This is a genomic window from Rhizobium phaseoli, assembly GCF_003985125.1.
Classification (GTDB): domain Bacteria; phylum Pseudomonadota; class Alphaproteobacteria; order Rhizobiales; family Rhizobiaceae; genus Rhizobium; species Rhizobium phaseoli.
The window spans coordinates 1-23,790 of sequence record NZ_ML133587.1 but is presented as its reverse complement, the minus strand read 5'-3'; the positions used below and the strand labels follow the sequence as shown (position 1 = coordinate 23,790).

Genomic DNA, 23,790 nt, shown 5'->3' with positions numbered 1-23,790 from the left:
GAATGCAATCTGGAGGCAAGCAATGTCGACCTTGAAATCCGGGGATAGGCGTGGACCGATCTCCTCGCTTATGCAGAACAACAATGTGCTCGGCTTCCTGTTCATGCTGCCGGCCGCGGTGTTCCTTGTCTGCTTCCTGACCTACCCTCTGGGGCTGGGCGTCTGGCTTGGCTTCACCGATACGCGGATCGGCCGCGACGGCATCTTCATCGGCCTGGAAAACTATCAGTTCCTCGCCGACGACGCCGTCTTCTGGTTGTCGGTCTTCAATACCATTCTCTATACGGTTATCGCTTCGGCGCTGAAATTCGCGCTCGGTCTCTGGCTGGCGCTGCTTTTGAACCAGCACCTTCCGTTCAAATCCTTCTTCCGGGCGATCGTGCTCCTGCCTTGGGTGGTGCCGACGGTGCTTTCGGCGCTCGCCTTCTGGTGGATCTACGATTCCCAGTTTTCGATCGTTTCCTGGTCACTGATGAAACTCGGGCTGATCAGCGGACCGATCAACTTCCTCGGCGATCCGACCAATGCCCGCATCTCGGTCATCGTCGCCAATGTCTGGCGCGGCATTCCTTTCGTGGCGATCTCGCTGCTCGCCGGCCTGCAGACCATTCCGGCCTCGCTGCAGGAGGCCGCCTCGCTCGACGGCGCGACCAGCTGGCAGCGCTTCCGCTATGTGACGCTGCCGATGCTGACGCCGATCATCGCCGTCGTCATGACCTTCTCGGTGCTCTTCACCTTCACGGATTTCCAGCTGATCTACGTGCTGACCAAGGGCGGCCCGGTCAACGCCACGCATCTGATGGCGACACTCTCCTTCCAGCGCGGCATTCCGGGCGGCCAGCTGGGCGAGGGGGCGGCCATCGCCGTCGCCATGGTGCCCTTCCTGCTCGGCGCCATCATGTTCAGCTTCTTCGGCCTGCAACGCCGCAAATGGCAGCAGGGCGGCCAGGATTAGGGGAAAACAATGTCGACCAATCTCAAAACCGCCAATGAGGTCCTGACGGACAATGCCGAGGGCATGAGCTATCTCAACCGGCTGCCGCGCCGCGTGGTGATGCTCTACCTGCCGATGGCGGTCTTCGTCTTCGTGCTGCTCTTTCCTTTCTACTGGATGGCAATCACCGCGGTGAAGCCGAACGAGCAGCTGACCGACTACAACAATTTCAGCCCGTTCTGGGTGGTCAAGCCAACGCTCGATCACATCAAATATCTGTTCCTGGAGACGTCTTATCCGGGCTGGCTGTGGAATACGATGCTGGTGGCGGTCGGCTCGACGGCGCTGTCGCTGGTAGCCTCGGTGTTCGGCGCCTATGCAATCGAAAGGGTGCGTTTCACCGGCTCGCGGCAGATCGGCCTCGTCATCTTTCTCGCCTATCTCATCCCGCCGTCGATCCTCTTCATCCCGCTCGCCTTCATCGTCTTCAAGCTCGGCATCTACGACTCGCGCCTGGCGCTGATCTTCACTTATCCGACGTTCCTCATTCCCTTCTGCACCTGGCTGCTGATGGGCTATTTCCGCTCGATCCCCTTCGAACTGGAAGAGAGCGCGCTGGTCGACGGCGCCAACCGCTGGCAGATCCTGGTGAAGATCATCCTGCCGCTCGCCGTGCCCGGCCTGATCTCGGCCGGCATCTTCGCCTTCACGCTGTCGTGGAACGAATTCATCTACGCGCTGACATTCATCCAGTCCTCGGAGAACAAGACGATTCCGGTCGGCGTCTTGACCGAACTGGTGCGCGGCGACGTCTTCGAATGGGGATCGCTGATGGCGGGCGCGCTGTTCGGCTCGCTGCCGGTCGTCATCCTCTATTCCTTCTTCGTGGATTATTACGTGTCCTCGATGACGGGTGCGGTGAAGGAGTAGCCAGATGCGGCGGCATCGGCTCAGCCGAAGCCGATCGCCCTGAGCAGCGCCACGCAGACGACGCCGGTGGCGACAGCGACCAGCATCGGCAAACGCAGGGCAGCTAGTGCGGTAACCGCACAGGCGGCGCTCTCTGCGATACCTGTCGCAAAAGCGGTCGGCGCCACCACGGCCATGAGCACGGCGGGCGGTATGGATTCGATCGCCTTGCGCCTGCTGCCGTCCAGCGACACATACCGCAGCAGAAAGAGCCCGCTGACACGCGTCAGGATCGTCGCAGCCGCCATGGCCAGAATGGCGAGCAGGGTCTGCAGGTCGAACGTCATGGCGTCACCTCCAAGCGGCGCATACCGCTGAAGGTCGCGGCCGCGACACCGGCGAGAGCGCCGGCCGCGACGTACCAGACGCCGGGTACGAAGTGGTGGGTCAGCACGGCCGCTGCCGCGCTCGCAAGCAGAATGGCGCCAGTCTCTCGTCCTTTCCAGAATCCCATGACGAGCACGATGAAAACGGCAGGAAAGGCAAAATCCAGCCCAAGCGCTGCGGGATCGCCGAGAAAAGCGCCGAGCGTGGCGCCCGCCAGCCCGGAAAGAACCCATGCCAGATAGAAGGGCGCTGCCAGCCCGGCAAACCATGCCGCCTTCAGCCTCGCCACACCGGCGCGGAATTCCGCCATTGCCCAGATTTCGTCGGCCAGAAAAAGCACCGAGAGATAACGGGCGCGCGGTGAAAACGCCTGCATCTTTGTGACGATCGATGCTCCCATCAATACGTGGCGGATATTGACGAGAAGGGCTGCGAAACCGAGGCTCGTCCAGGAGGCGGGATGCGTCCAGATATCCATCGCCACGAATTGCGAACCGCCGGCAAAGACGAGCGCGCTCATCAGCCCGGTTTCCAGCGGCGAGAGCCCCTTCGTTGCGGCGACGGCGCCGAAGACAAGCCCAATCGGAATGACGGCGGCAACGAGTGGCGCGATCGCCCGCATTCCGCCTGAAAACTCCGCCCAGATTTCATTGTTGTGCACGTTCAAACCTCCGCTTGATGCCGAGGTCATAGAGCCGGGCCGAACGGACGTCTTGAACGAAAGTGATTATCGCGCCCGATACTGGCCGGGCGTTAATCCGGTACGGGCCTTGAAGTGCCTGGTGAAATGCGCCTGGTCGGCAAAACCGCATTCCAATGCGACCTCTGCCGGCAACTCGCCGGCCTGCAGCCTGCGGCGCGCGCTCCTGATGCGGATATCGGTAAGGAAGGCGTGCGGCGTGATATGGAATTCCTTGCGGAAGGCGCGGATCAGATGCGCGCGGCTGAGCCCGGCAACCGCGGCGAGCTCCTCCAGACCCAGATCGGTCGCGTAATGCTGCGTCAGGTAATCCCGCGCCCGCCGAACCGCTGAACGCTCCGCGGTATCGGTCGGCACGATGATCGAACTTCCATGCTGGCGAAACATCGCGTCAAGCACCAGGAACATGCTCTGGCTGGTCTCCAGCGCCCCGGCTCCCGCCTCCAAGGTCCGGTGCGCACCAAGAAACGCCGCGGCCAGTTTGGGATCATGCAGGATCTGCTTGCCGAAGGCCGGCGTGCCGTGAAAGACGCGGCCGGTGATATCCTCCAGTATTTCGCGAAACAGCGACAGGTCGGGATAGATCATGCGATAGCGATAGCCGCCATCGGTCGGCGCGCCGTCATGCGTCTCGCCCGGATTGATCAAATAGAGATCGCCGGGGCCGGAGGCCTCGCGGGCGCCGCAGATCGTGGCAATCTGGCTGCCGCTCTCGATGGCGCCGATGCTGAACGTATCATGGGCGTGCGGCGCGAACTCATGCGTCAGGAAGGTCGCGCTCAGGCATTCCATGCCGCCGAAGCGCGGATCGCGCCAAAAGCGCGTCGTCTCCGCTCCTGCGAGCGGCATGGCTTCGGTCGCCTGTTCCTGTGAAATGCTCTGCATCGGGCGGATATAGCAGTTTTTCCCCGACGCTTCTTGAACAAAAGTGATCAGCGAAACTGACCCTTTCGCCTTCGAAGCGTCGGCAACACATTCGCAACCGATCGGCAAAAGATAGCCGTCTTCCGGAAGAGTTGAGCTCGAGTTATGCCGCGTTCAGCCGCTCGGCGCTCACCGGCATGCCCATATGAAAGCCTTGGACACGATCAATGCGAAGATCCTTGAGCAGGGACAATTGTGCGGCAGTTTCGACGCCCTCCACCAGGATCGTATTCCCACGATTGCGGATGAGAGAGATCATGTCCTGAAGCATCGTCAATCCGCGTGGGTCGGAGCAATCGTGCAGGAAGGTTCGATCGACCTTGACCGTCTGAAACTCGATCGCCCTCAGCCAAGAGAGCCCCGCGAAGCCGCAGCCGAAATCGTCAAGCCAAATTTCGACGCCGAGAGCCCGCAGGTCGGCAACGCATTTCAGCACCTCCGACTGCATATCCATGTCCAGGCCTTCGGTGACTTCCAGGGCCAGCCGCGACCCGCTGACCCCGCACCGTGCAAGAATATCACCGACACTCGCAGCGAAGCCGGGGGAGCGCAGCTGTATCGGCGACACGTTGACGCTGACGGTAGCCATCCGATCTGTCATCAGTATATCGCGGCATGCCGTCTCGATCGCCCACTTACCCAATTCGAGGATAGCGCCCGTTCGCTCCGCAACCGGAATGAACGTTCTCGGCGAAACCGCGGTGCCATCGGGCATCCTGAGGCGCATCAAAGCCTCGACAGCTTTTGCTCTCTCATTCGTCAGGTCGAAGATCGGTTGGTAAACGAGCGAGACCAGTTTGCGGTCAATGGCGGCCGTCAGCAGCGGGACGAGTTTACCGGCGTTGTCGTCGGGGCGAGGCAACGAGGGATCAAACCGACGAATGCAGTTTCGGCCGCTTGCTTTGGCATTGTAGAGAGCAAGATCGGCTTCACGCACTATCCGCTCAACTTTCTCTCCAACGTCCTCGCGGGTGAAAGCGACGCCAATGCTGACGGTGACGATCGGGCTGTCATCTGGTCGCTCGTCATGAGCAATCGCAAGAAACTCGACTTCCATTCTGATCTTTTCGGCGAGACTCATTGCAATCGAGGGAGTTTCGGCCGGCATGACCACGATAAACTCCTCGCCGCCGTACCTGCCGATCATGCCACCCGACGATTCTACCACCGCCTTCAGCACATTGGCGACGACAGTCAGGCATCGGTCGCCTTCCTGGTGCCCGTAGCGATCATTGAAGCGTTTGAAGAAGTCGACGTCGATGAGGAACACGACAAAGTCGCGGCCTTCGTCCTTCCAGGCGGCCCAGCATTCGTCGAGTCGCCGATCGAGCGCACGCCGGTTGCTTATGCCTGTCAGGTAGTCGGTATTCGAAAGCTCGAGCAGCGACCTTCCGCGTTCGGACGCTTCCCAGTGCTGATAGCGGGCCTCCGCCGCGTTCAGTAACACGTTTCGGCGCTCGACATTCAATCGCCAATTGATGGAAGACGTGAAGACAAAGCAGGAAACGTAGAACATCCCGAAGGCAAGCTTGTAGATTTGACTTGACGGAAAATACGCCTCGATCGTCACGAAAAATGCGCAGAGCACGAAGCTTGACGTGATCACCGACAGCCGAAACGGGAAACTGAAAAAGAGATTGGCGCCCATCATGAAGATGGCGCCGAAAATCATGTAGTAAGACATGGCAGTGACGTCACGGGTGCCGATCGCCGGGCAAAGCCAGGCCAAATAGCCCGCAAGCAGCGCAAGGGCGCATGTGATGTCCAGCCAGACGGTTTTCGCTTTCGCCAGTCGCAAGACTTCAAAAGCCAGCAGCGCCATCGCCGCGACGACGAATCGCGCGGTGATCGTCGCAGGCGCAACGTCGGGGATAAGCCACCGGTCGGGAAGTGCGAAGGACACATAAACGGAGACTGCGATCCAAAGACCATGCCGTGAGCTTTGCCTTCTGATAGCATCATTTTCGACTTCCAGAGATTTGCAAGCCTCGGAAAATGAAAAGCTGTCGGTTGATTCATCACGCCGCACAGTAGGGTACGCCGCGCTCATGTAACGATGCCAGCCCGGCCACGATCTACCGAAAATAAACTGCAAGCCATGCTTCGGCGCCCTCCAAAATTTCGTTCGGCAACCTGCAACGGGTTGGTCTTGTTATTTAACATTCGTAGAGAAGCAGGCTCCCACCCGCAACAGTAGAATTACCCTTATCCCGTGTAGATTCCAGTCGCATCCTATTTCGAGGTTGATTATGCTTAACGCTAGGTCAAGGGGTCTCGAAATGGCACGAAGTCTTGTCTTGGATGGTGAAAGTCTCGTCGCGCCCGGTGAAATTCGTCGGGCGGCAAGGAGGTTTGCTGCGCCGAAGCCCGGCGAGCTTGTTGTTGCCAAAGCCGAGCTTGCCCTCAGCCTTGACGTGTCGATGCGTCAATTCAAATCCGGCGTCGAGCCTGGCGTGATAATCGAGCGTCTCACCGACGCCCTGCATCAGTTGCGGCGCCGCTTTCACGCCGACGTGTGGGACGTCATCGTTCCGATCGCGCAATCTCATCCGGTTGCTCACTATCTGCATCAGGATCCATTGACCCGCTGGTCGTTCGAAAAGCCGCGCGGCTATTCCGGCGACGCACGTCTTCTCGACTTCATCTACGGCAGGCCTGAGATCGAGGACGCAGTCGCCTCATCAAGCCACTTGGGACGTTCGATTTACGCCTATACCCGAAATGCTTCGTCATCCGTGGCGGTAAGGGAGCGTCGAGATATTCTGGCGCGCCGCGTCGACCAAATCGCTTCGGTTCAGCCTGGTTCCACCGAAATCCTGGCCATCGCGTCGGGGCATCTTCGGGAAGGGCCTTTGTCGCGCGCGCTCGGCACCGGTTCGATCAAACGCTGGGTAGCTTTGGATCAGGACCCAATGAGCGTTGGAACCGTGGCCCGCGATTTCGCCGGCACGTCCGTCGAGGCTGTGAACGGTTCGGTCAAATCCCTGCTGGGGGGAAGGCAAGCGCTGGGAATGTTCGATTTCGTCTATGCGGCAGGGCTCTATGACTATTTGCCGGACGCGGTCGCCGTCAAACTGACCAGAAAGTGCCTCGGTATGCTTAAGCCCGGCGGGACATTCCTGTTCGCCAACTTCTCCCCGGAAACGGACGTCGATGGTTATATGGAGACGTTCATGAACTGGGCGCTGCTGTTGCGGTCAGAACGCGAAATGGGCGCGATCGCCCATGAAAGCGTGAGAGGGACAGATGCGGAGGTGTCTGTTTGGTCCGGTTCAAACCGCAGCATTGTCTACTGTGAAATCGAGAGAAAGTCCTAGGCCCGCAGTTGGCCGACATGCAGATGCGTATGAGCGAGTTGGCGCACGCGAGGAGCATGGATGCCTTGGAGAACGCCCCAGAAGATTTGCCATTGCTCTTTAAGTTCCGAATAACTGCCAGATAGCCGGCAATAGCTATCGCGAACCTCGCAGCGGAAGCGGGCCATGGCCGCGAGGGAAGTTATTGCCCCTTGCCGCCGCGCTGCTCCCGGATGAAGGAACTTCCCGCGCCAGGTCTTTACAGCTAACATGTTAGTCTGCTAGATCTGATCCACCAGATGGGGGAGGAATGATTTTGCCACCAAAATTCGGGCTTTCTGTCGCCCTTGCCACGCCGTTTGACAGCAACAGCGAGATCGCCCTCGATGCGATGATTGCTCAGGGGCGGCGGTGCCTGGCGGCTGGCTGCGGCAGCGTGACATTGTTCGGGACCACGGGCGAGGGCTCCTCCATCGGAAGCCGGGAACGCGAGCGCGTGCTCGCAGCCTTCCTGGATGCAGGGATCGCGGCAGAGGAGATCATCGTCGGCGTGCTGGTCGACTCGGTCGAGGATGCGGCGACGCAGGCGGGTCATGCCCTTTCGCTCGGAGCGAGGAATATCCTGCTGGCTCCGCCGTCCTATTTCAAAAATGTCGGTGACGACGGCGTCTTCCAGTGGTTTGCGGCCGTCTTCGCCATATTGGGCGATCGGGCGCGGGACATCATCGTCTACAATATTCCCTCCATCACAATGGTTCCACTGACCGTGTCGCTGATCGGCCGCTTACGGACCGCCTTTCCGAACATCGTCACAGGCGTCAAGGATTCTTCCGGCGACTGGCCCTTCACGGAAAGCCTGCTCAAGACACATGGCGACCTCATCATCCTGATCGGCGACGAGCGTCATCTCGCCAGGGGCGTTCGGCTGGGCGGCCAAGGCGCGATCTCGGGCATGGCGAATTTTGTACCCCGCTACGTCAAGCTGATGGCCGAAGACGGCAAGGACGATCCCCGCATCGAGGCATTCGTGGACGAACTGCTCAAATATCCGGTCGTGCCAGCCGTGAAGGCCATGGTGGCACACCAGACCTCGGATGAAATCTGGCTTGCGGTTCGTCCGCCGCTCGTTTCAATATCCGGCGAGGGGCAGGCCCAACTCGCCCGCGCTTTCGACAGTCTTTTCCGGTCGAAAGCAGCATAGGTCGGACATGGTGCTGGAGGAGGCGATGGACGGTACGGACGAGCAGCCGACGCTGCGGGAAAAGGCCTATGCAAGTTTCACGCGCCACCTTCTTGCGCGTGGCGTGCGTCCCGGCCAGTTCGTTTCGCAGCGCCGTCTCGTGGAATTGACGGGATTGACGCTCGGCGCCATCCGCGAGCTCATCCCGAGGCTCGAAGCCGAAGGGCTGATCAAGACCGTGCCGCAGCGGGGCTTGCAGATCGCCCACATCGACTTGAACCTCATTCGCGAAGCGTTCCAGCTGCGTGTGTTCCTGGAGAAGGAGGCCGTAGCGCTCTTCACCCGCTCTGCCTCGGACGAGACGATCGCCGGGTTGTTGAAGCAGCATCGCGATATTGCCGACGCCATTCGAAACGGCGATGGCTCGCACGAATTGGAGCTACGCGCCCAGGCGGTCGACTGGGGCATGCACGATTCCTTTATCGATGCCCTTGGAAATACCATCATTTCGAACGCCTACCGCGTGAACTCAATCAAGATGCGGCTGATCAGCCAGGATCGCTTTCGCATCGACGGTCACGTCGGGCCCGTCATGGGTGAGCATCTGAAAGTGCTCGAAGCAATCGAACGTCGATCGGCGGAGGATGCCGTCAACAGCCTTGTCGCACACATCAATCACGCAAGGGATCGTGCGCTCAGGATCTAATCGGGAATGAACAGCCGGGGATGAGGAGATCGCCGGCATAACGAGGAGGATCAACATGCCATCATTCTTCAATCCGACGCGACGCGGTTTTCTGGCGGGGACGGCCGCGCTTGGGGCCAGCAGCATGCTCGGCATGCGGCAGGCTGCTGCTGCCGTCGACTGGAAGCGCTTCGCCGGCACCACACTCGAAGTCAATCTGGTCAAGAGCCCACGCAGTGAGATCCTGACCAAGTACCTGCCCGAGTTCGAGGAACTCACCGGCATCAAGGTCAATGCGGAAGCAACCCCTGAACAGCAGCAGCGCCAGAAAACGACGATCGAGCTGAGCTCCGGCAAGCCGAGCTTCGACGTCGTGCACATGAGCTACCACGTCCAGAAACGCCAGTTCGAAAAGGGCGGCTGGCTTGCCGATATCAGCGGCTTTCTGAAGGATCCGGCTCTGACCGATCCGTCGCTCACTGAAAGCGATTTTGCGGAAGCTGGCCTCGCCTTCGCCAAGGATGCAGACGGCGTTCTGCGTTCGCTGCCTTTTTCAGTCGACTACTGGATCATCTACTGGAACAAGGCTCTGTTCGAGAAGAAGGGACTTGCCTACCCATCGACCTTCGACGAGCTGGCAAGTGCAGCCGAAGCGCTGACCGATCCTTCGACCAACACCTACGGCTTCGTCGCCCGCGGCCTGAAGAACGCCAACACCCCGGTCTGGACGACGTTGCTGCTCGGCTACGGTTCGAGCCCGCTCGGCCCGGACGGCAAGCTGCGTACGACATCGCAGGAAGCAGTCGATGCCGCAAAGCTTTACCAGAAGCTGATGACCAAGACCGCCCCTCCCGGCGTCTCCGGCTTCAACTGGGCCGAAGCACAGTCGGCCTTCCTGCAGGGCAAGATCGGCATGTGGCTGGATGGCGTCGGCTTTGCGCCGCCGATCGAGAATCCGGAAAAATCGCGTGTCGTCGGCCAGGTCGGCTATGGCATCATGCCGAAAGGCCCGAAGGCGCAAGCCGCGGGAACCTTCGGCGACGGCCTTGGTGTCGTCGCGGCAAGCCAGAAGAAGGAAGCAGCCTACCTCTTCTGCCAATGGGCAATTTCGCACGACATGGGGGCTCGCCTGCTGCAGGCCGGCGCCGGCGTTCCTTTCCGCCAGTCCGTTCTTGAGGATGCAAAGGTCCGCGAAGGTGTCAAGATGCCCGGCGCATGGCTGGATGCGGTCGCCGGCTCCGGCAAGATATCGCAGCTCGCGCTGCCGGTCATCATTCCGGTCACCGAGTTCCGCGACATCTATGGCGTCGGTCTCACCAACATGATCGGCGGCGCCGACCCGGAAACCGAGCTGAAGGCGGCAACGGCCCAGTTCGAACCCGTGCTGGCGAAAAGCGAGGGATAATGGCTTCGGCGAGCATCGAAACGGCCGCAGCGGCCAAGGCCGCCTCCAAAGGAAGGGGCAAACCGGATCGGTTTGCTCCCAACTACTGGCCCTTTGTCATCCCGGCGCTGATCGTCATATCAGCCGTCATCGTTTTTCCATGGGTCTTTACCCTGTGGATGAGCGTCAACAGCTGGACGCTCGGGCAATCGCAAATCTTTGCGGGGCTGGACAATTATGCCCGCCTGGCAGTCGATATGCGTTTCTGGGAGTCGCTCTGGCACACGGTGCTCTATACTGTCCTCTCCGTGGCGGCGCCCCTGTTTCTGGGGACGCTCGCCGCGCTGATCTTCGATGCCCAATTTCCGCTGCGCGGGCTCCTCCGTGGTATATTCGTGATGCCGATGATGGCGACGCCTGTCGCCATCGCGCTGGTGTGGACGATGATGTTCCATCCGCAGCTCGGCGTTCTCAACTATCTCCTGTCCTTCATCGGCATTGGACCGCAGGAGTGGATCTATAATCAGAGCAGCGTCATCCCCTCGCTGGTCCTGGTCGAAACCTGGCAATGGACTCCGCTCGTCATGCTGATCGTGCTCGGCGGCCTAGCGGCGGTTCCGCGCGAGCCCTATGAAAGTGCTGAGATTGACGGTGCGAATGTCTGGCAGAAATTCCGCTATCTGACGTTGCCGATGATTGCGCCATTTCTGATGATCGCGGTGATCATCCGCAGCATTGACGCGGTGAAGAGCTTCGACATTATCTACGCCATGACCCAGGGCGGCCCGGGCACGGCCTCCGAAACGATCAATATCTACCTCTACAACACCGCCTTCGCTTACTACGATATTGGCTATGGCTCGGCCATGGCGGTCGTCTTTTTCATCCTGATCGTGCTGCTCTCCTTCGTCCTTCTGATGGTTCGGCAGCGAGCGAACTGGTCCAATGCGGAGGGACGCTGATGAAGCGCAAGACGCTCGACCGCATCGGACTGCTGTTCGTCGCTTTGGTGATGATCTCGCCGGTCATTCTGTTTTTCCTCTGGATGATCTCGCTGTCGCTGAAATATGAAATCGACAATGGCGCCTATCCACCGATCTTCATTCCGGAGCGTTTCGCCTGGACGAACTACCTGAAGGTCTTCGAGGAGAACAACTTCTTCCTTTATCTCTGGAATTCGCTGCTGGTGACAGGCAGTGCCACACTTCTGGCGCTCGTGATCGGCGTGCCCGCCGGCTACGGCATTGCGCGCCTGAAGGCGGAGAAGTCGGCGATGGTCATCATGATCGCGCGCATGACGCCGGGCCTGTCCTTCCTGATCCCGCTCTTCCTGCTGTTCCAATGGCTGAACCTGCTCGGCACGCTGATGCCGCAAATTATCATCCATCTCGTGGTCACCGTGCCGATCGTCGTCTGGATCATGATCGGCTATTTCGAAACGACGCCGATGGAGCTGGAAGAGGCGGCAAGCATCGACGGCGCCACACCCTGGCAGGTCTTCCGCCTGGTCGCCTTGCCGATTGCAAGACCCGGCATCGTCGTCGCCTTCATCCTGTCGGTGATCTTCTCGTGGAACAATTTCGTCTTCGGCATCGTGCTCGCCAGTCGCGAGACGCGCACACTTCCCGTCGCCGTCTATAACATGCTCTCCTTCGAACAGGTCAGCTGGGGGCCGCTTGCAGCGGCGGCGTTGATCGTTACCTTGCCCGTGCTGATCTTGACCGTGTTTGCGCAACGGCAGATCGTGGCAGGGCTGACGGCCGGAGCCGTCAAGTGAACGGGCGAGACGACGATTGACCACTTCTTCCGACTTCAATCCGCCCCGCCGCGTCCTGTGTGTCGGCGCGGCGGTTCTGGACACGCTATTTCGTGTCCGTGCATTGCCCGCCGGCCAGGGCAAGATCCTGCCCTATGAGATGCTGCAGGTTGCCGAAGGCATGGCGTCGAGTGCGGCCTATGCCATCGTCCGGCTTGGCGGCGCTGCCAGCCTCTGGGGTGCGGTCGGCAACGATGCCGCCGGCGAACGCATCATTGCCGACCTCGGCAAGAGCGGCATCGATACGAGCGAGATGCTGCGGATAGACGGCGCCCGATCGGCCGTCTCGACGATCCTCGTCGATGATCAGGGCGAACGGCTGATCGTGCCCTTCTACGATGCGCGGCTGCACGATACGGTCAGGCAGGTGACCGAACGCGACGTCTCATCCTTCGACGCGGTGCTCGTCGACGTCCGATGGCCAAAGCTTGCATTGGCAACTTTGTCAGCAGCGCGAGAGGCGGGCATACCGGCCATTCTCGACGGCGATGTTGCGGGCGGGGGCATCATCGAGATGCTTGCGCCGGCGGCCAGTCACATCGTGTTTTCGCAGCCGGCCGCCGAGCGACTTGCCGGAACGGCAGGTCTCGTCGAAAGCGTCGGCCTGCTGAAGCGGAAATTCGAACATGCTTTCATCAGCGTGACCGCCGGCGAAACCGGCTGCCTGTGGTTCGATGAACCAAGCGGCAACATCCGTCATCTTGCCGCGCCGAAGGTGAGAGCGGTCGACACACTTGCAGCAGGAGACATCTTCCACGGCGCTTTCGCTCTGGCGATCGCCGAAGGCCTGACGATCGAAGAAACGATGCGCTTGTCGTCGATGGCCGCAGCTCTCAAATGCCAAGTCTTCGGGGGACGTACCGGCGCGCCGACCAGAGCCGACGTCTGCGACGCCGTGCGAGATTGGAACGTCCGCGTTTCCTGAGGGCGAACTGTTAGACGCGGGACGATCGGATGGCTAGCCTATGGATGTCGTTGCGACATAGCTTCGAGTCCCCCGTTCAAGGACTAGCTGCGGGTCGCGATAGCCACCGCTGCGCCTCCCATGCAAAAAGCAGCACTCCGGTTAATCATAGTCATCGCCCTCGGCGATCTCAGGGCCATTCGCACCCGGGTGCCCGCGAGAGCGAAGGGGTACTGGGCAACGGCGAGGATCACGGCGGTCATGACAAGCAGCAGGGTGATATCCAAGCCTGATAGCGCGTTCACGTCCACGACTGTCGGCAGAATGGACACGTAGAACAACACCGATTTTGGATTGCCCAGTGTCACCAGAATGCCGGAGGCGAACACGCCGCCTGCGGTGGAGGGTCCATGCTGCGGCTGCAGCGAGTTGGGAGCGATCCAAAATTGATAGGCGAGCCAGCAGAGATAGACGACGCCAGCCCATTTGATGACGACTAGCAACGTAGTGAAGGTTGCTGCGATATAGGCAAGCCCTGCCAGTGCGGCCGAAAGATAGATCACGTCGCCAACCACCATGCCGGCAGTCATCCATGCAGCCTTGCGATAGCCTGAGTGCAGCGCCTGCGCGACGATGGCAACGATCTGCGGTCCCGGTATGATCGCGGCAATGGCCAACGCGCCGGAATAGGCCAAAAAACCGGAAAGCGTCATCACAAGCTCCAACAAAACTTTGCAAATTAGTATTCAGATTATCGGACGAAAGCCAATGGCTAGTGGAACTTGCCGCCGGCGCCCGGAAAGCGCTGTCCGTCGTCAAGACGTCGCTTGTTTAGGCGCAACTAGGCAGAGACCAAACCGCTTGTTCTCATGACGGACGGGCAGCTTGAGCACTCAGATCGCTGTCCGCGGCCCGAGTGTCCCGAATACCGCCCTGTCATCCCGTGTTCCAGTCGAGGTTTTCGCGACCAATAACCCCTTCAGAAGTGATCGAAGAGGTCCGCCGGGGATCTTGTCTGGCTCCCCGGCCTCACTATCTCAGTTATGTCCTCGAACCTGGAGAACTCGAGATGGAAAATCTGCCAATAGCACGGATCGCTGTCCATGACGTCGAAATCCTGCCGCCCGAGCGGGAAGACAACAAACGGGCCGGCTTCCAATGTCTGTGCTGTGGGCGACCCGCTCAGGCCTTCGACGACGACGGCTGCGGCATCTGCGACGAATGTCTGGCACCATCAGTGATTGGTGGGATTTCTGGAATCGGCGTCCGTTTTCAGATGACCGAAATCCAGGAAGCTGGTCGGCTACTGCTAGACGCGGACGAAACCAGAATCAAACGGCCGCCCTCGAAGTACACCGGAGATGGCTCGAGGAGTAGCGTAGGAATCAGGCTGAGGCAGTCTCGGCCGATTCCGCGGCGACCGCGCTAGAGGCGCTCAACTTCGCTCGCCCTGATCACGATCTCTTCCTGCTCGAGCGCGAGTTCCAGCTCCTTCCGAAAAGCCGCCCACCACGCCCGATCAAGATTGTTGGTCATCACTTCAACGACGACAATCCTGTCCCAATCGACGTCGCCTTCGTTTTTCCAGAGACCCTCCGCAGGGGCGTTGACATGCATCGTGACGCCGCCAAAGATTTCGGTCAATTTGTGGCTGATCGGCTCCAGGATAGAACCGGCATCGTTCCCAACGGGGAGAAGCACCTTGACCAGATAGCTCATGAAGCGCCTCGCAAAAGGGTCATGCGGTGCCATGCTTCGGACGTGCGAGCTGCCTCTCCAGGTCTCTCTTCTTCTCCCCGTCGACGGCGCCACGTTTGTTTCGTATGGCTGCGATTTCATCGTCGGATGCATTGATCGGCGTGCCGGATCCGTCGGGATTGCCGCTTCCCGAGCGATCGATGGTTTCGTCCTTGGCTCGGTCGCCGACTCGGTCCGCAATTTTCGACATTGGATGTCCTCCTTCTCCGAAACCAACTTCATTGAAAGTGAGGAGTTCCGCCAAAGCTGGAGTTCCGATGCCGGCAGAGAATTTGGGGAAGGAGAAACGATGAGGTGGGGACGATCGCCGCGACGCAGAAGTTCGCTTCCTTTCCACCGCCGCGATCAGGAATCCGCTCGCAAAAGCGGTGATGCACCCAAGGTGACGACCATATACTCGATGAAGTCCCGAACACGGTGTGGCAAGGGTCCGCCACCGACGTAAACGGCGTGAACCAGTTCCAGATCGCCCGGATTATATTCTTCGAGCAGCGGAACAAGCCGTCCCGTCGCAATCTCATCGGCCACATGAAACAGACCGAGCCTGGCAATGCCGGCACCAGCCAGTGCCATCTGTTTCATCGTCTCGCCGTTGTTCACGATAATGCTCCCCTTGACGGGTTGCGCGACGTCCTGGCCGCCGCAACGAAACGGCCAGGAAGGTCTTGCGCGCCGGAAATTGAATGTCAGGCAGTCGTGATGCTCAAGATCCGCCGGAGTGATCGGGGAACCGCAGCGCACCAAGTAGTCGGCTGATGCGCAGACCACCCGTCGACTCTGCCCCAGCTTGCGAGCGATCAGCCCACTGTCCGGCAGGTCGCCCATACGGATGGCGACGTCGGTTTTTTCCGCAACCAGATCGACAATGCCGTCGGTGAAGCTGAGATCGACGATCAAATCCGGATTGCGTGCGATGAAATCAGGAATAACCGGTGCGACGAACATGGTCCCGAAGGGGATTGTCGTGTTGATCCTCAGCCGGCCGCGAACCGCTCCTCCAGCAGCCGCCTGATCGGCGTCATTCAGCTCCTGCAGAATCTTCAGGGCGGCATGGTGATAGGCCTCGCCCTCCTCCGTCAGTGTCAGAGCGCGGGTCGTCCGTACCAGAAGGCGCGTGCCCAGCCTCGCTTCCAGGCGTGCAATCAGTTTGCTGACTGCCGACGGAGTGATGTCGAGATTGCGGGCGGCGGCTGAGAAACCACCGTCCTGTACAACGCGCGCGAACACTTCCATCTCACCGGAACGCTCCATCACAATAGGCGGCATTGATGACCCTCATTCACAGGTGCATGTCTCTCGCAGGCAATAGTTCCTCGCCTTGCTTAATCATAAATTCTCTCCAGCAACAATCTGGAGAAAAGACATGGATCTGCAACTCACCGCAAAAACCGCCCTCGTTACTGGCGCCACGGCAGGCATTGGGTTGGAAATCGCCCGTGCGCTTGCGCTTGAAGGCGCGCGCGTCATCATCACAGGACGCGAGCGCGCCAAGCTCGACAGCGCGATCGCGGCCGTCAGGACATCGGGGGGAGGGGAGATCAGCGGCGTTCTCGCCGACGCCGCCAGCGCAGAGGGTGCTGCGATCATCGCCGAGGCCGCACCTTCGGTCGATATCCTCGTCAATAATCTCGGGATTTACGAAAGCAAGGCCTTCGGCGACATCACGGATTCAGACTGGAGCCACCTGTTCGAGGTCAATGTCATGAGCGGCGTGCGTCTGTCACGGGCGTATCTTCCCGGGATGCTGGAACGCAACTGGGGCCGCATTGTCTTCATTTCCAGTGAATCGGGCCTCGCCATTCCCCAGGATATGATCCACTACGCGACCACCAAGACGGCTCAGCTGTCGGTCTCGCGTGGATTGGCGCAGCTGACCCGCGGCACCAATGTCACGGTCAATTCCGTGCTGCCGGGACCGACTCGTTCGGAAGGCATCGAGACCTTCCTGCGCAGTCAGGCAAGCGATCCATCCGCGCCAATCAAGCAGATCGAGGCTGAATTCTTCGCCACGGCTCGCTCGGCTTCGATCCTGCAGCGCATGGTCGAAGCGGAAGAAGTGGCAAACCTCGTCGCCTACCTCGCCAGCCCCCGCTCATCCGCCACGAACGGCGCGGCTCTGCGCGCCGAGGGCGGTCTCGTCAACACCATCGCTTGAGAGAGGCGTATCCATGTCGAATGTACCTCTAACCATCATTGCTATCACCACGGCAAAGCCCGGCAAGGAGGCGGCTCTGGGTGCCGCCCAGGAAAAGCTCGTCGCAGAGACGTTGATTGAGGACGGCTGCCTTCGTTACGAGTTGCATCAGTCGCTCGATGATGGACGCGTTCGCGTCTTCGTCGAGAGTTGGGCAAGCGAACAGCAATGGCGCGCGCATATGGAGGGTGCCGCCATGCAACGATTTCAGGCGAGCGGCGTCGGCGAATATTTTGCCGACTTCGCACTGCATCGGTTGACCAAGGTCACTGGGTGAGTTGCTTCCCCTCGAACGCGCCGGCTTTTCCACAGGACTTAAACTGGCGCGATTGCCTTAGGCCGCGATTGCAGACAAGTCTCTGAGCGAAGCTTGAGTGCTAAGGCGACCCGAACATGTACGATATCGTTCTTCTTTTCCTCGCCGGCTTGTTGGCAGGCAGCATGAACGCGTTGGCGGGGGGCGGGTCTTTCGTGTCCCTGCCTGCGCTGATATCGGTCGGAGTGCCGTCGGTTTCCGCAAACGCGACGAGCACTTTAGCCTTGTTTCCCGGCGGCCTGGCGAGCTCGTGGGTCTATCGTGATGGCGTTCAGAGTGTGTGCGGCATCAATGTCCCGGCCATTGCTATCGTGACGGTGTCGGGCGGCGTGGCCGGAAGCGTCTTATTGCTTCTGACCCCATCCAGGATTTTCGACGGTCTCCTGCCATGGCTTTTGCTGGTGGCGACGATGATGCTGGCTGCAGGTCCAAGGCTCAGTGTCAAGCTTCGGACGCAAGCGCACCCAAATGCTTTGGCCTTCGCAACGGTTCAGTTTTTTCTCGGTCTTTATGGCGGCTATTTTGGCGGCGCAGTTGGCCTTATGATGCTGGCGGCATGGAGCGTGCTTGGGGGCGGGGAGATCAAGAGCCTCAATCCGACAAGAATGGTGATGGTAACCGCCGCAAACGCGGTCGCCGTAGTGGTCTTCGTGCTGGCCGGGGCAATCGTCTGGCAACAGTGCATTTCCATGACGTTCGGAGCCGTTATTGGCGGCTGGATCGGAGCTCACGTCGGACGCAGGTTGCCATCACCGATCGTCCGGATGCTAACACTCGCGGTCGCCCTGTTGACGACTGCGGTGTTCTTTTCGCGGGCTTATCTTTGAGCCGAGGTCCGGCACCTGGACGAACTACGTGCCTTTCACTCGGGATCGGAAGCGTCTGATGCGAGCGCGGCTGCCACAGCTCGCGTCGGAGCACCACACTCGTCGCCCGCTCTTCGAATGATCAATGAATAGCCACCCGCAATTACTGCCCTTGCACTCACGCACTGCTCGCCGCCGATCGCGCTCCATCAACAGATCGACCGCCTTGATCGCAAAGAGCTGAACCAGCTGGGAAAGGTCGTCAAAGGGCGAGGTCCACGCATAACCAGCTTCATTTGCGACGAGGACCTGTTGGGCTCGGCCACGTCGTGCCCAATCCTCCACCAGGCGAAGATCTGCGACCGGATGGGGCTCTGCGGCATCCTCTGAAAGGAAGAGTCGGTACATCGATTCACGCAGCGCGAGAGCGTCTGCCAACGCTGCGGCGGCCTTCGACGGATTATCTTCCGCCTGCTTGCGAAGACACGCCACCGCTTGCTGATCGACAAGGTCTAGCCGGTCGGCCAGAACAACCAGGTCTGCGAATGACCGCAGAAAATCCGGCCCCCAGCGGCCACGCCTGCTGTCGACGGTATTAGTGAAGTCGAGGGCCGGATGACCGCCGCTCAGGCGCATGTCAGCTGTCGAGGTGGCCATGCCTGGAACAACTCCCTCAGAGACAAGTTGTAACGGTATAAAATGGGTTTAACCGTTACATTAGCAAGGCCGGAACATGTCGTCTAAGCGCAATCTACTGAAATTTTTCGTCTTATGCTTCGTTTGGGGGCTGACCTGGATTGCCGTCAAAATTGGCGTAGAGACGGTGCCACCGATAATGTTTGCAGCAACGCGGTTCATCGTGGCGGGTGGCGTGTTCCTCGCATTGGCGTGGGCGAGAGGTCAAAGGAAAGGCCTCAGCAAGGCGGATACGATACGCCTGGTCATCGTCAGTCTGCTGATGATCACGCTCTGCTACGGGCCCTTGTTCTGGGGCATGCAGTTCGTACCTTCCGGAACCGCGGCTGTGCTCGAGATGTCGCTCACGCCACTTGCGCTTCTCGCATTCGGAATTGCCATGGGCGAAGAGAGTTGGAATGGCCTTCGCGCGCTGGCGATGCTGCTCGGAGCTTTTGGCCTTGGTCTCCTTTTCGCGCCGTCCGTCGATCTGACAGGGATTGGAAAAGGGATGCCATTGGTCGGGCTCATCGCCATCGCCTGGGCGGCGATTTCGTCGGCCTGGGGATCCGTGCTGGCAAAACCTCTGATATCAAACTACGGCAGCGCGCCTGTTTCCGGGTTCACGACGACGGTCGGCGGTACCGTGTTGCTGATTGCCTCGCTGGCAATAGAGCCTCGCTCGGCCGAGAGCCTGGTCACGCTCTGGGAATGGCAAGCGGTTGCCGGCTGGCTCTTTCTCGTCATCTTCGGTTCGCTGCTCGGCTACAATATCTATATGCAACTCTTGCGGGACATCGGCCCCGCAAGAGCGGGCAGCTTTGCTTTCGTGTCCCCTGCCATCGCGGTATCAGTCGGCGTGATCTTCGCCAATGAGCCGGCTGACCCGCAGAGGTTCATCGGGATGGTACTGATGATCGTCGCCGCAGCGGTCTGTTTATCCGCCGACCGCCTGCCGCGCTTATCGAGAGTTTCGGCAGGCCTTGGGCTGGACAGATGATGACGGGCAATCGTCTCGCCGTTGGCGGACCGCTCGATCCGGCTGCCGAACTCCGGCCAGGGGTCCCGGTTTGCGGGTCAGCCGGATACCATGGGATCTCGGGCTGCTCCTGGCTTGCGTAGGGACTCGACCTCTTCAGAAAGGCGATCCTTGATGTCGTCGTGAGCGTCCGATGCGACCGTGACCACGCGTTGGTAGGCGTTTGAAGCGATAGCGGCGCCTTGGTCGACAAGTTCAGAAGTCTCTGCGCTTATCGCTTCCTTGGTAGCATCCGAAACTTCGCCGGCCAGTTCATCTTCAATTTCGGTGCTCGGAAGCGCTGCGCCGATCGCGGCTCCGACCGCAAAAGCCAATGCGCCGCCGACCAGCGGCTGATCGCGAAACTGGTGGAGGATCATTGAATTGAGCCGGTTTGTCTGTTCATGCAGGTTCGTCACAGCAGAAGAGGCCTGGTCGGCGAGTGCATTCGCCGTCCCAGTCGCGCGATCGGAAGCGCCTTGCACAGCAGTCTTTGCTTGCTCCCACTTTTCGGCGGCCCAACCGGATGCAGCGTCCAGCATAGCTCCCGTCTCATCGACAATCTGGTCGACCCGCTTGCCGCTGGCATCGACGAAACCGCGATAGGTCTTGCCAGTCTCATCGACAAAATGACCTGCCCGGCGTCCGGTTTCGTCGGTCACGGCCTTCAGTGTCCTGCCGGTGCTATCGGAAAAATGGCTGTAGCGGACGCCCTCGACAGAAGTCGGCGGCCCAAGACGCCGCACAGGCCCCTGAACGGGATAGAGGTCATATTCCGGCTCGGTTGACGTCGTTGGTCCAATCGCTGCTGCAGGATTGCCTTTGGCCATCAGCCAAGCGAGACTGACGCCCATCAGCGCCACCGGAAGCGGATTTTCCTTCAGTGCTCGGCCGAGGTTCCCGACGAACTCGCTGCCCCCGCTGTTCTTGGCGTAAGCAATAACCTCATCCACCAGTTGGCCAGGCGACATTCGCTCCTGGATCGCGTTGATCCGTTCCCCAAGACGCTGGCGATCTTGATCAATTTCTCGCTGAAGCTCCAGCGACGTTTTGTCAGAAGACGTTTTCATCAGAGTTTGTCCTTCACAATTTGCACGTCTCGACGAAGCGACGTCGTTGTGCGTGCAAGCGTCAGATTGCTGCGACGGAAGCTGGCCAGGCCTCGCCTGACCATGATCCATGCAATGAGACCGATCACCACGCTGACGATGATTGAAGCGAGCGCATTGGCCGTAGGTTCACTGAATCCTTGCGCCACAAACAATGCGGCGACACCACTGACGACGGCGCTCAACAGCACGCCGATGGCTCCGATCGCCAGGATCGTTCCGATGAGGAGGATTTCGATGCCGCTCAAAGCAGCCGACAGCTTCTCCGATGCTTCGGTTTTGGCGAGGTCGATCTCCTTGCGCAGAAGACCAGCAACGTCATTCAAAAGGCCGCCGATCAGTTCGGCCAATGGTGTGTTTTCTGATGGCCTAGCCATTTTGGTTATCCTTGCTTGCCGAAGCGAATGCCTGTGCCGGTGGAGCAGGCGTCCGAGCTTTCTCGGCGCGTTTCGCGGAGGCAGTCAGAAACCTGCTCGCGGTCAGCCCAGCGAGGGCCGCAATCCCCAGAAATGCGATCGGTTGCCTGCGGCCGAAATCCTCAGCCAGCACAGCCATCTCGTCGAGGTTCTTGCCCTCTACCCGCCTTGCCGCACTGGCAACGCTGCGGCCGAGCTGCCGAGCGTAGCGGCCGACCTGCCGTTGGTCTGAGCGCTCCAGTTCCGCCCCGACCTTTTCGAGTGCCGTTGCAACACCGCTCATCTGGCGAGCGGCAAAGTGCGCCTGCTCGGAAACCGCTTCCTTTGCCTCTTCCAGGCCGGCTGCGGATGTCTCCTTCACCAGCTTCCTGGTCGAACTGATATCGTCGCGGATCTTATCTCTCAGCTCAGTGGTCGGAGAGGCGCTCGCAGACCGGCTGCGTTCTCCTTCCGGCGCGGAAAATTCGTCAGCCATCGAGGCCTCCCTGACTTGGAATGTTCGTGGGCGCCGAACCGCGATCTTCGGGCTTTGTTCCAGCAGAGTAAGAAGTTCCTCGGCTTGCTTCCCAGTCGACGCGGAGCTCCCAGCCTTCCAATGAAGCGGTTGTGACACACGAGCGCGGTGGGTCACATCGGGTCCGAAGCTTCTCCTCCAGCCGATGCTGGCGTCTAGAGGGCCAACCGCAGCTGTGGCTCCGTCCCAGAGGCCCGCCGTTCCAGCGAGGACAGGGTAATGCCGAGCAGCCGAATGCCCTTTCGGGGCGGAAAGATCGGCGCCAGCATCAGGCTGATTATCTCTTCAAGCTCCGTGATCCCCCGCAAGAGGGTCGGAACTGTCTTGCTGCGGGTGATCTGATGGAAGTCTGCATATTTGACCTTGAGCGTCACCGTCTTGGCGCCGATGCCATTGGCCTCGCAATAGGCCCACACCTTTTCGATCAGCGGCTGAAGACCTTGGCGAGCCGGTTCATAAGCATGGAGGTCGTGGGAGAAGGTATCTTCGGCGCCGACCGATTTACGCACTCGGTTCGGCTTTACCTGGCGTTCATCGATGCCGCGCGCGATACCATGGAAATAGGGTCCTGACTTCCCGAAATGCTCCACCAGGAATTCCAGTGTCTTCCCCTTGAGGTCGGCGCCGGTATCGATTCCGAGCCGGTGCATCTTGTCGGCCGTTGCCGGGCCGACGCCATGAAATTTCTTGACGGGGAGGGCCTCGACGAAGGCCGGACCGTTCTTCGGGGTGATGACCGCCTGGCCATTCGGCTTGTTGAGGTCGCTCGCCATCTTGGCGAGGAACTTGTTGTAGGAAATCCCCGCCGATGCATTGAGGCCAGTGGCCTGCTTGATTTTGGCACGGATCTCCAGTGCGATCTCCGTGGCGATTTCCATGCCCTTGAGATTATGGGTAACGTCGAGATAGGCTTCATCGAGAGAAAGCGGCTCGATGACGGCCGTGTATTCGGCGAAGATCTCACGGATCTGCTGCGACACCGCCTTGTAGACGTCGAACCGCGGTGCCACGAATATCAGCTCCGGGCATTTCCGCTTGGCGGTGACCGACGGCATCGCCGAGTGCACGCCGAATTTGCGCGCCTCATAGCTCGCCGCCGCCACCACGCCGCGGGCGGCTGATCCACCGACGGCAATCGGCTTGCCCCGCAATTCCGGATTGTCTCGCTGCTCAACCGACGCATAAAACGCATCCATGTCGATGTGGACGATTTTTCGGACGGAAGATGCACTCATCTCATTCATGACGGCTTCGGCGATCTCAATGGAATCGGCATCTCAAGATTGAGTCCGAAACAAAAAGAGAACATAGCAGGCCTGAACGCGAGATCAACCAAGCAATAGCGATCACCACCATGAAGCCAACCCGGAGGCGACCTTTTACCCAGCCGATTGAAGATGATGCCATGCAGGTCTATCCTTGATGAAGGGATAATGAGGCTAATCATGTTCCCGTGGCATAATTCCCGAGCTGCAAATGCCCTCGACAGCGCTGATCTGGCTTTGTGCCAGAGGGTGTTCCACCACCTCGTTGCTGCCAAGCGAATTCATTCGGAGGCGAAGCGCGAGGAACTAGCCAATCGAATTCTTCAGTCATTCCAGCACGGCGTGAAGGACGAGGATGCTCTGATGCGGCTGCTCATGTGAAGGTCGAACTTATTTCCACGCGGTGAGTTCGACGCGAGGATGCGGGTTCCTTAGTTCCCATCCGCCTTTCCACTTAAGACCTGCCCCGCGATTGAACTGACCCCCGAAAGTTGGACATCCACCTTCGGGGGTTTTGCATGTCCAAATACAGCCTGGCTTTCAAGCAGTCTGTTGTTGAGTTTTACGGGAATGGCGAGCGTAGCTATCAAGAGGTGAGCA

At 59.8% G+C, this 23,790-nt stretch carries 27 protein-coding genes; 14 read left to right on the top strand and 13 right to left on the bottom strand.

All coding sequences use genetic code 11. The features are described from left to right. Positions 1–22: 22 nt before the first annotated feature. Positions 23–955, top strand: coding sequence for a carbohydrate ABC transporter permease (locus tag EFD56_RS26650; protein WP_004680343.1), 933 nt, complete (start codon positions 23–25; stop codon positions 953–955). 9 nt (positions 956–964) lie between these two features. After that, a complete protein-coding gene (locus EFD56_RS26645; protein ID WP_010006529.1) occupies positions 965–1,864 on the top strand; it encodes a carbohydrate ABC transporter permease in 900 nt (299 codons plus the stop codon). 20 nt (positions 1,865–1,884) lie between these two features. Here EFD56_RS26645 and EFD56_RS26640 read toward each other — a convergent pair whose 3' ends face one another. The 4 genes from EFD56_RS26640 to EFD56_RS26625 all read right to left on the bottom strand — a co-directional run bounded on the left by EFD56_RS26640 (position 1,885) and on the right by EFD56_RS26625 (position 5,904). Next, positions 1,885–2,190, bottom strand: coding sequence for an AzlD family protein (locus EFD56_RS26640; RefSeq protein WP_004680341.1), 306 nt, complete (start codon positions 2,188–2,190; stop codon positions 1,885–1,887). Beyond that, positions 2,187–2,921, bottom strand: a complete 735-nt coding sequence (locus tag EFD56_RS26635) for an AzlC family ABC transporter permease (RefSeq protein WP_004680340.1) — start codon at positions 2,919–2,921, stop codon at positions 2,187–2,189. Before EFD56_RS26635 ends, EFD56_RS26640 begins: the two co-directional genes overlap by 4 nt. 36 nt (positions 2,922–2,957) lie before the next feature. Beyond that, a complete protein-coding gene (locus EFD56_RS26630) occupies positions 2,958–3,815 on the bottom strand; it encodes an AraC family transcriptional regulator (RefSeq protein WP_004680339.1) in 858 nt (285 codons plus the stop codon). 142 nt (positions 3,816–3,957) lie between these two features. Next, on the bottom strand, positions 3,958–5,904 hold the full coding sequence (locus EFD56_RS26625) for a putative bifunctional diguanylate cyclase/phosphodiesterase (RefSeq protein WP_126906710.1): 1,947 nt from the start codon (positions 5,902–5,904) through the stop codon (positions 3,958–3,960). Between the two features lie 229 nt (positions 5,905–6,133). On the opposite strand from EFD56_RS26625, the gene EFD56_RS26620 reads away from it, so the two are divergent. The 7 genes from EFD56_RS26620 to EFD56_RS26590 all read left to right on the top strand — a co-directional run bounded on the left by EFD56_RS26620 (position 6,134) and on the right by EFD56_RS26590 (position 13,140). Then, positions 6,134–7,171, top strand: coding sequence for a class I SAM-dependent methyltransferase (locus EFD56_RS26620; protein WP_012489703.1), 1,038 nt, complete (start codon positions 6,134–6,136; stop codon positions 7,169–7,171). Positions 7,172–7,466: 295 nt separating this feature from the next. Continuing rightward, a complete protein-coding gene (locus EFD56_RS26615) occupies positions 7,467–8,351 on the top strand; it encodes a dihydrodipicolinate synthase family protein (protein ID WP_097541809.1) in 885 nt (294 codons plus the stop codon). A 7-nt stretch (positions 8,352–8,358) separates the two neighbouring features. Beyond that, positions 8,359–9,036, top strand: a complete 678-nt coding sequence (locus tag EFD56_RS26610; RefSeq protein WP_206513425.1) for a GntR family transcriptional regulator — start codon at positions 8,359–8,361, stop codon at positions 9,034–9,036. A gap of 55 nt (positions 9,037–9,091) precedes the next feature. Continuing rightward, positions 9,092–10,420 carry an ABC transporter substrate-binding protein gene (locus EFD56_RS26605; protein ID WP_012489706.1) on the top strand — a complete coding sequence of 443 codons (1,329 nt, stop codon included), beginning with the start codon at positions 9,092–9,094 and terminating at the stop codon, positions 10,418–10,420. Next, positions 10,420–11,361, top strand: coding sequence for a carbohydrate ABC transporter permease (locus EFD56_RS26600; RefSeq protein ID WP_016735480.1), 942 nt, complete (start codon positions 10,420–10,422; stop codon positions 11,359–11,361). Before EFD56_RS26605 ends, EFD56_RS26600 begins: the two co-directional genes overlap by 1 nt. After that, complete coding sequence (locus EFD56_RS26595; protein WP_004680329.1) at positions 11,361–12,176, top strand: carbohydrate ABC transporter permease; 816 nt, start codon at positions 11,361–11,363, stop codon at positions 12,174–12,176. Before EFD56_RS26600 ends, EFD56_RS26595 begins: the two co-directional genes overlap by 1 nt. A gap of 16 nt (positions 12,177–12,192) precedes the next feature. Continuing rightward, complete coding sequence (locus tag EFD56_RS26590) at positions 12,193–13,140, top strand: sugar kinase (protein WP_126906708.1); 948 nt, start codon at positions 12,193–12,195, stop codon at positions 13,138–13,140. Positions 13,141–13,223: 83 nt separating this feature from the next. Here EFD56_RS26590 and EFD56_RS26585 read toward each other — a convergent pair whose 3' ends face one another. The 4 genes from EFD56_RS26585 to EFD56_RS26565 form a co-directional block, all read right to left on the bottom strand. Then, on the bottom strand, positions 13,224–13,832 hold the full coding sequence (locus EFD56_RS26585; RefSeq protein ID WP_126906707.1) for a LysE family translocator: 609 nt from the start codon (positions 13,830–13,832) through the stop codon (positions 13,224–13,226). Between the two features lie 712 nt (positions 13,833–14,544). Next, the gene (locus tag EFD56_RS26575) at positions 14,545–14,838 is read right to left on the bottom strand and encodes a hypothetical protein (RefSeq protein WP_010002425.1); all 294 of its coding nucleotides are present in this window, start codon (positions 14,836–14,838) and stop codon (positions 14,545–14,547) included. Positions 14,839–14,857: 19 nt separating this feature from the next. Beyond that, positions 14,858–15,121 (bottom strand): hypothetical protein, encoded by a 264-nt coding sequence (locus EFD56_RS26570; RefSeq protein ID WP_225883825.1) that lies wholly within the window; start codon positions 15,119–15,121, stop codon positions 14,858–14,860. 101 nt (positions 15,122–15,222) lie between these two features. After that, on the bottom strand, positions 15,223–16,143 hold the full coding sequence (locus EFD56_RS26565; protein WP_126906705.1) for a LysR family transcriptional regulator: 921 nt from the start codon (positions 16,141–16,143) through the stop codon (positions 15,223–15,225). Between the two features lie 97 nt (positions 16,144–16,240). On the opposite strand from EFD56_RS26565, the gene EFD56_RS26560 reads away from it, so the two are divergent. The 3 genes from EFD56_RS26560 to EFD56_RS26550 all read left to right on the top strand — a co-directional run bounded on the left by EFD56_RS26560 (position 16,241) and on the right by EFD56_RS26550 (position 18,214). Next, positions 16,241–17,032 carry an SDR family NAD(P)-dependent oxidoreductase gene (locus tag EFD56_RS26560; protein WP_037118724.1) on the top strand — a complete coding sequence of 264 codons (792 nt, stop codon included), beginning with the start codon at positions 16,241–16,243 and terminating at the stop codon, positions 17,030–17,032. 13 nt (positions 17,033–17,045) lie between these two features. Continuing rightward, a complete protein-coding gene (locus EFD56_RS26555) occupies positions 17,046–17,348 on the top strand; it encodes a putative quinol monooxygenase (protein ID WP_010003757.1) in 303 nt (100 codons plus the stop codon). A 116-nt stretch (positions 17,349–17,464) separates the two neighbouring features. Further along, on the top strand, positions 17,465–18,214 hold the full coding sequence (locus EFD56_RS26550) for a sulfite exporter TauE/SafE family protein (protein WP_126906704.1): 750 nt from the start codon (positions 17,465–17,467) through the stop codon (positions 18,212–18,214). A 24-nt stretch (positions 18,215–18,238) separates the two neighbouring features. On the opposite strand, the gene EFD56_RS26545 is transcribed toward EFD56_RS26550, so the two are convergent. Then, positions 18,239–18,850, bottom strand: coding sequence for a CGNR zinc finger domain-containing protein (locus EFD56_RS26545; RefSeq protein ID WP_126906703.1), 612 nt, complete (start codon positions 18,848–18,850; stop codon positions 18,239–18,241). Positions 18,851–18,926: 76 nt separating this feature from the next. On the opposite strand from EFD56_RS26545, the gene EFD56_RS26540 reads away from it, so the two are divergent. Continuing rightward, on the top strand, positions 18,927–19,868 hold the full coding sequence (locus EFD56_RS26540) for a DMT family transporter (protein WP_004680318.1): 942 nt from the start codon (positions 18,927–18,929) through the stop codon (positions 19,866–19,868). Positions 19,869–19,945: 77 nt separating this feature from the next. Here the strand turns inward: EFD56_RS26540 and EFD56_RS26535 are convergent, their stop codons facing one another. The 4 genes from EFD56_RS26535 to dinB all read right to left on the bottom strand — a co-directional run bounded on the left by EFD56_RS26535 (position 19,946) and on the right by dinB (position 23,169). After that, positions 19,946–20,956: a DUF3618 domain-containing protein gene (locus EFD56_RS26535; RefSeq protein WP_126906702.1), complete on the bottom strand. Its 1,011-nt coding sequence runs from the start codon at positions 20,954–20,956 to the stop codon at positions 19,946–19,948. Further along, positions 20,956–21,372 (bottom strand): phage holin family protein, encoded by a 417-nt coding sequence (locus tag EFD56_RS26530; RefSeq protein ID WP_126906701.1) that lies wholly within the window; start codon positions 21,370–21,372, stop codon positions 20,956–20,958. The genes EFD56_RS26535 and EFD56_RS26530 overlap by 1 nt, the downstream gene beginning before the upstream one ends. Then, the gene (locus EFD56_RS26525; RefSeq protein ID WP_064829815.1) at positions 21,365–21,886 is read right to left on the bottom strand and encodes a hypothetical protein; all 522 of its coding nucleotides are present in this window, start codon (positions 21,884–21,886) and stop codon (positions 21,365–21,367) included. Before EFD56_RS26525 ends, EFD56_RS26530 begins: the two co-directional genes overlap by 8 nt. Before the next feature lie 194 nt (positions 21,887–22,080). Continuing rightward, positions 22,081–23,169 (bottom strand): DNA polymerase IV, encoded by a 1,089-nt coding sequence (gene dinB / locus EFD56_RS26520; RefSeq protein ID WP_126906700.1) that lies wholly within the window; start codon positions 23,167–23,169, stop codon positions 22,081–22,083. A gap of 201 nt (positions 23,170–23,370) precedes the next feature. Here dinB and EFD56_RS26515 point away from each other — a divergent pair, with 201 nt between their 5' ends. Further along, entirely contained in the window at positions 23,371–23,571 is a 201-nt protein-coding gene (locus EFD56_RS26515; protein WP_012489716.1) for a hypothetical protein, read from the top strand. Positions 23,572–23,790 lie beyond the last annotated feature (219 nt).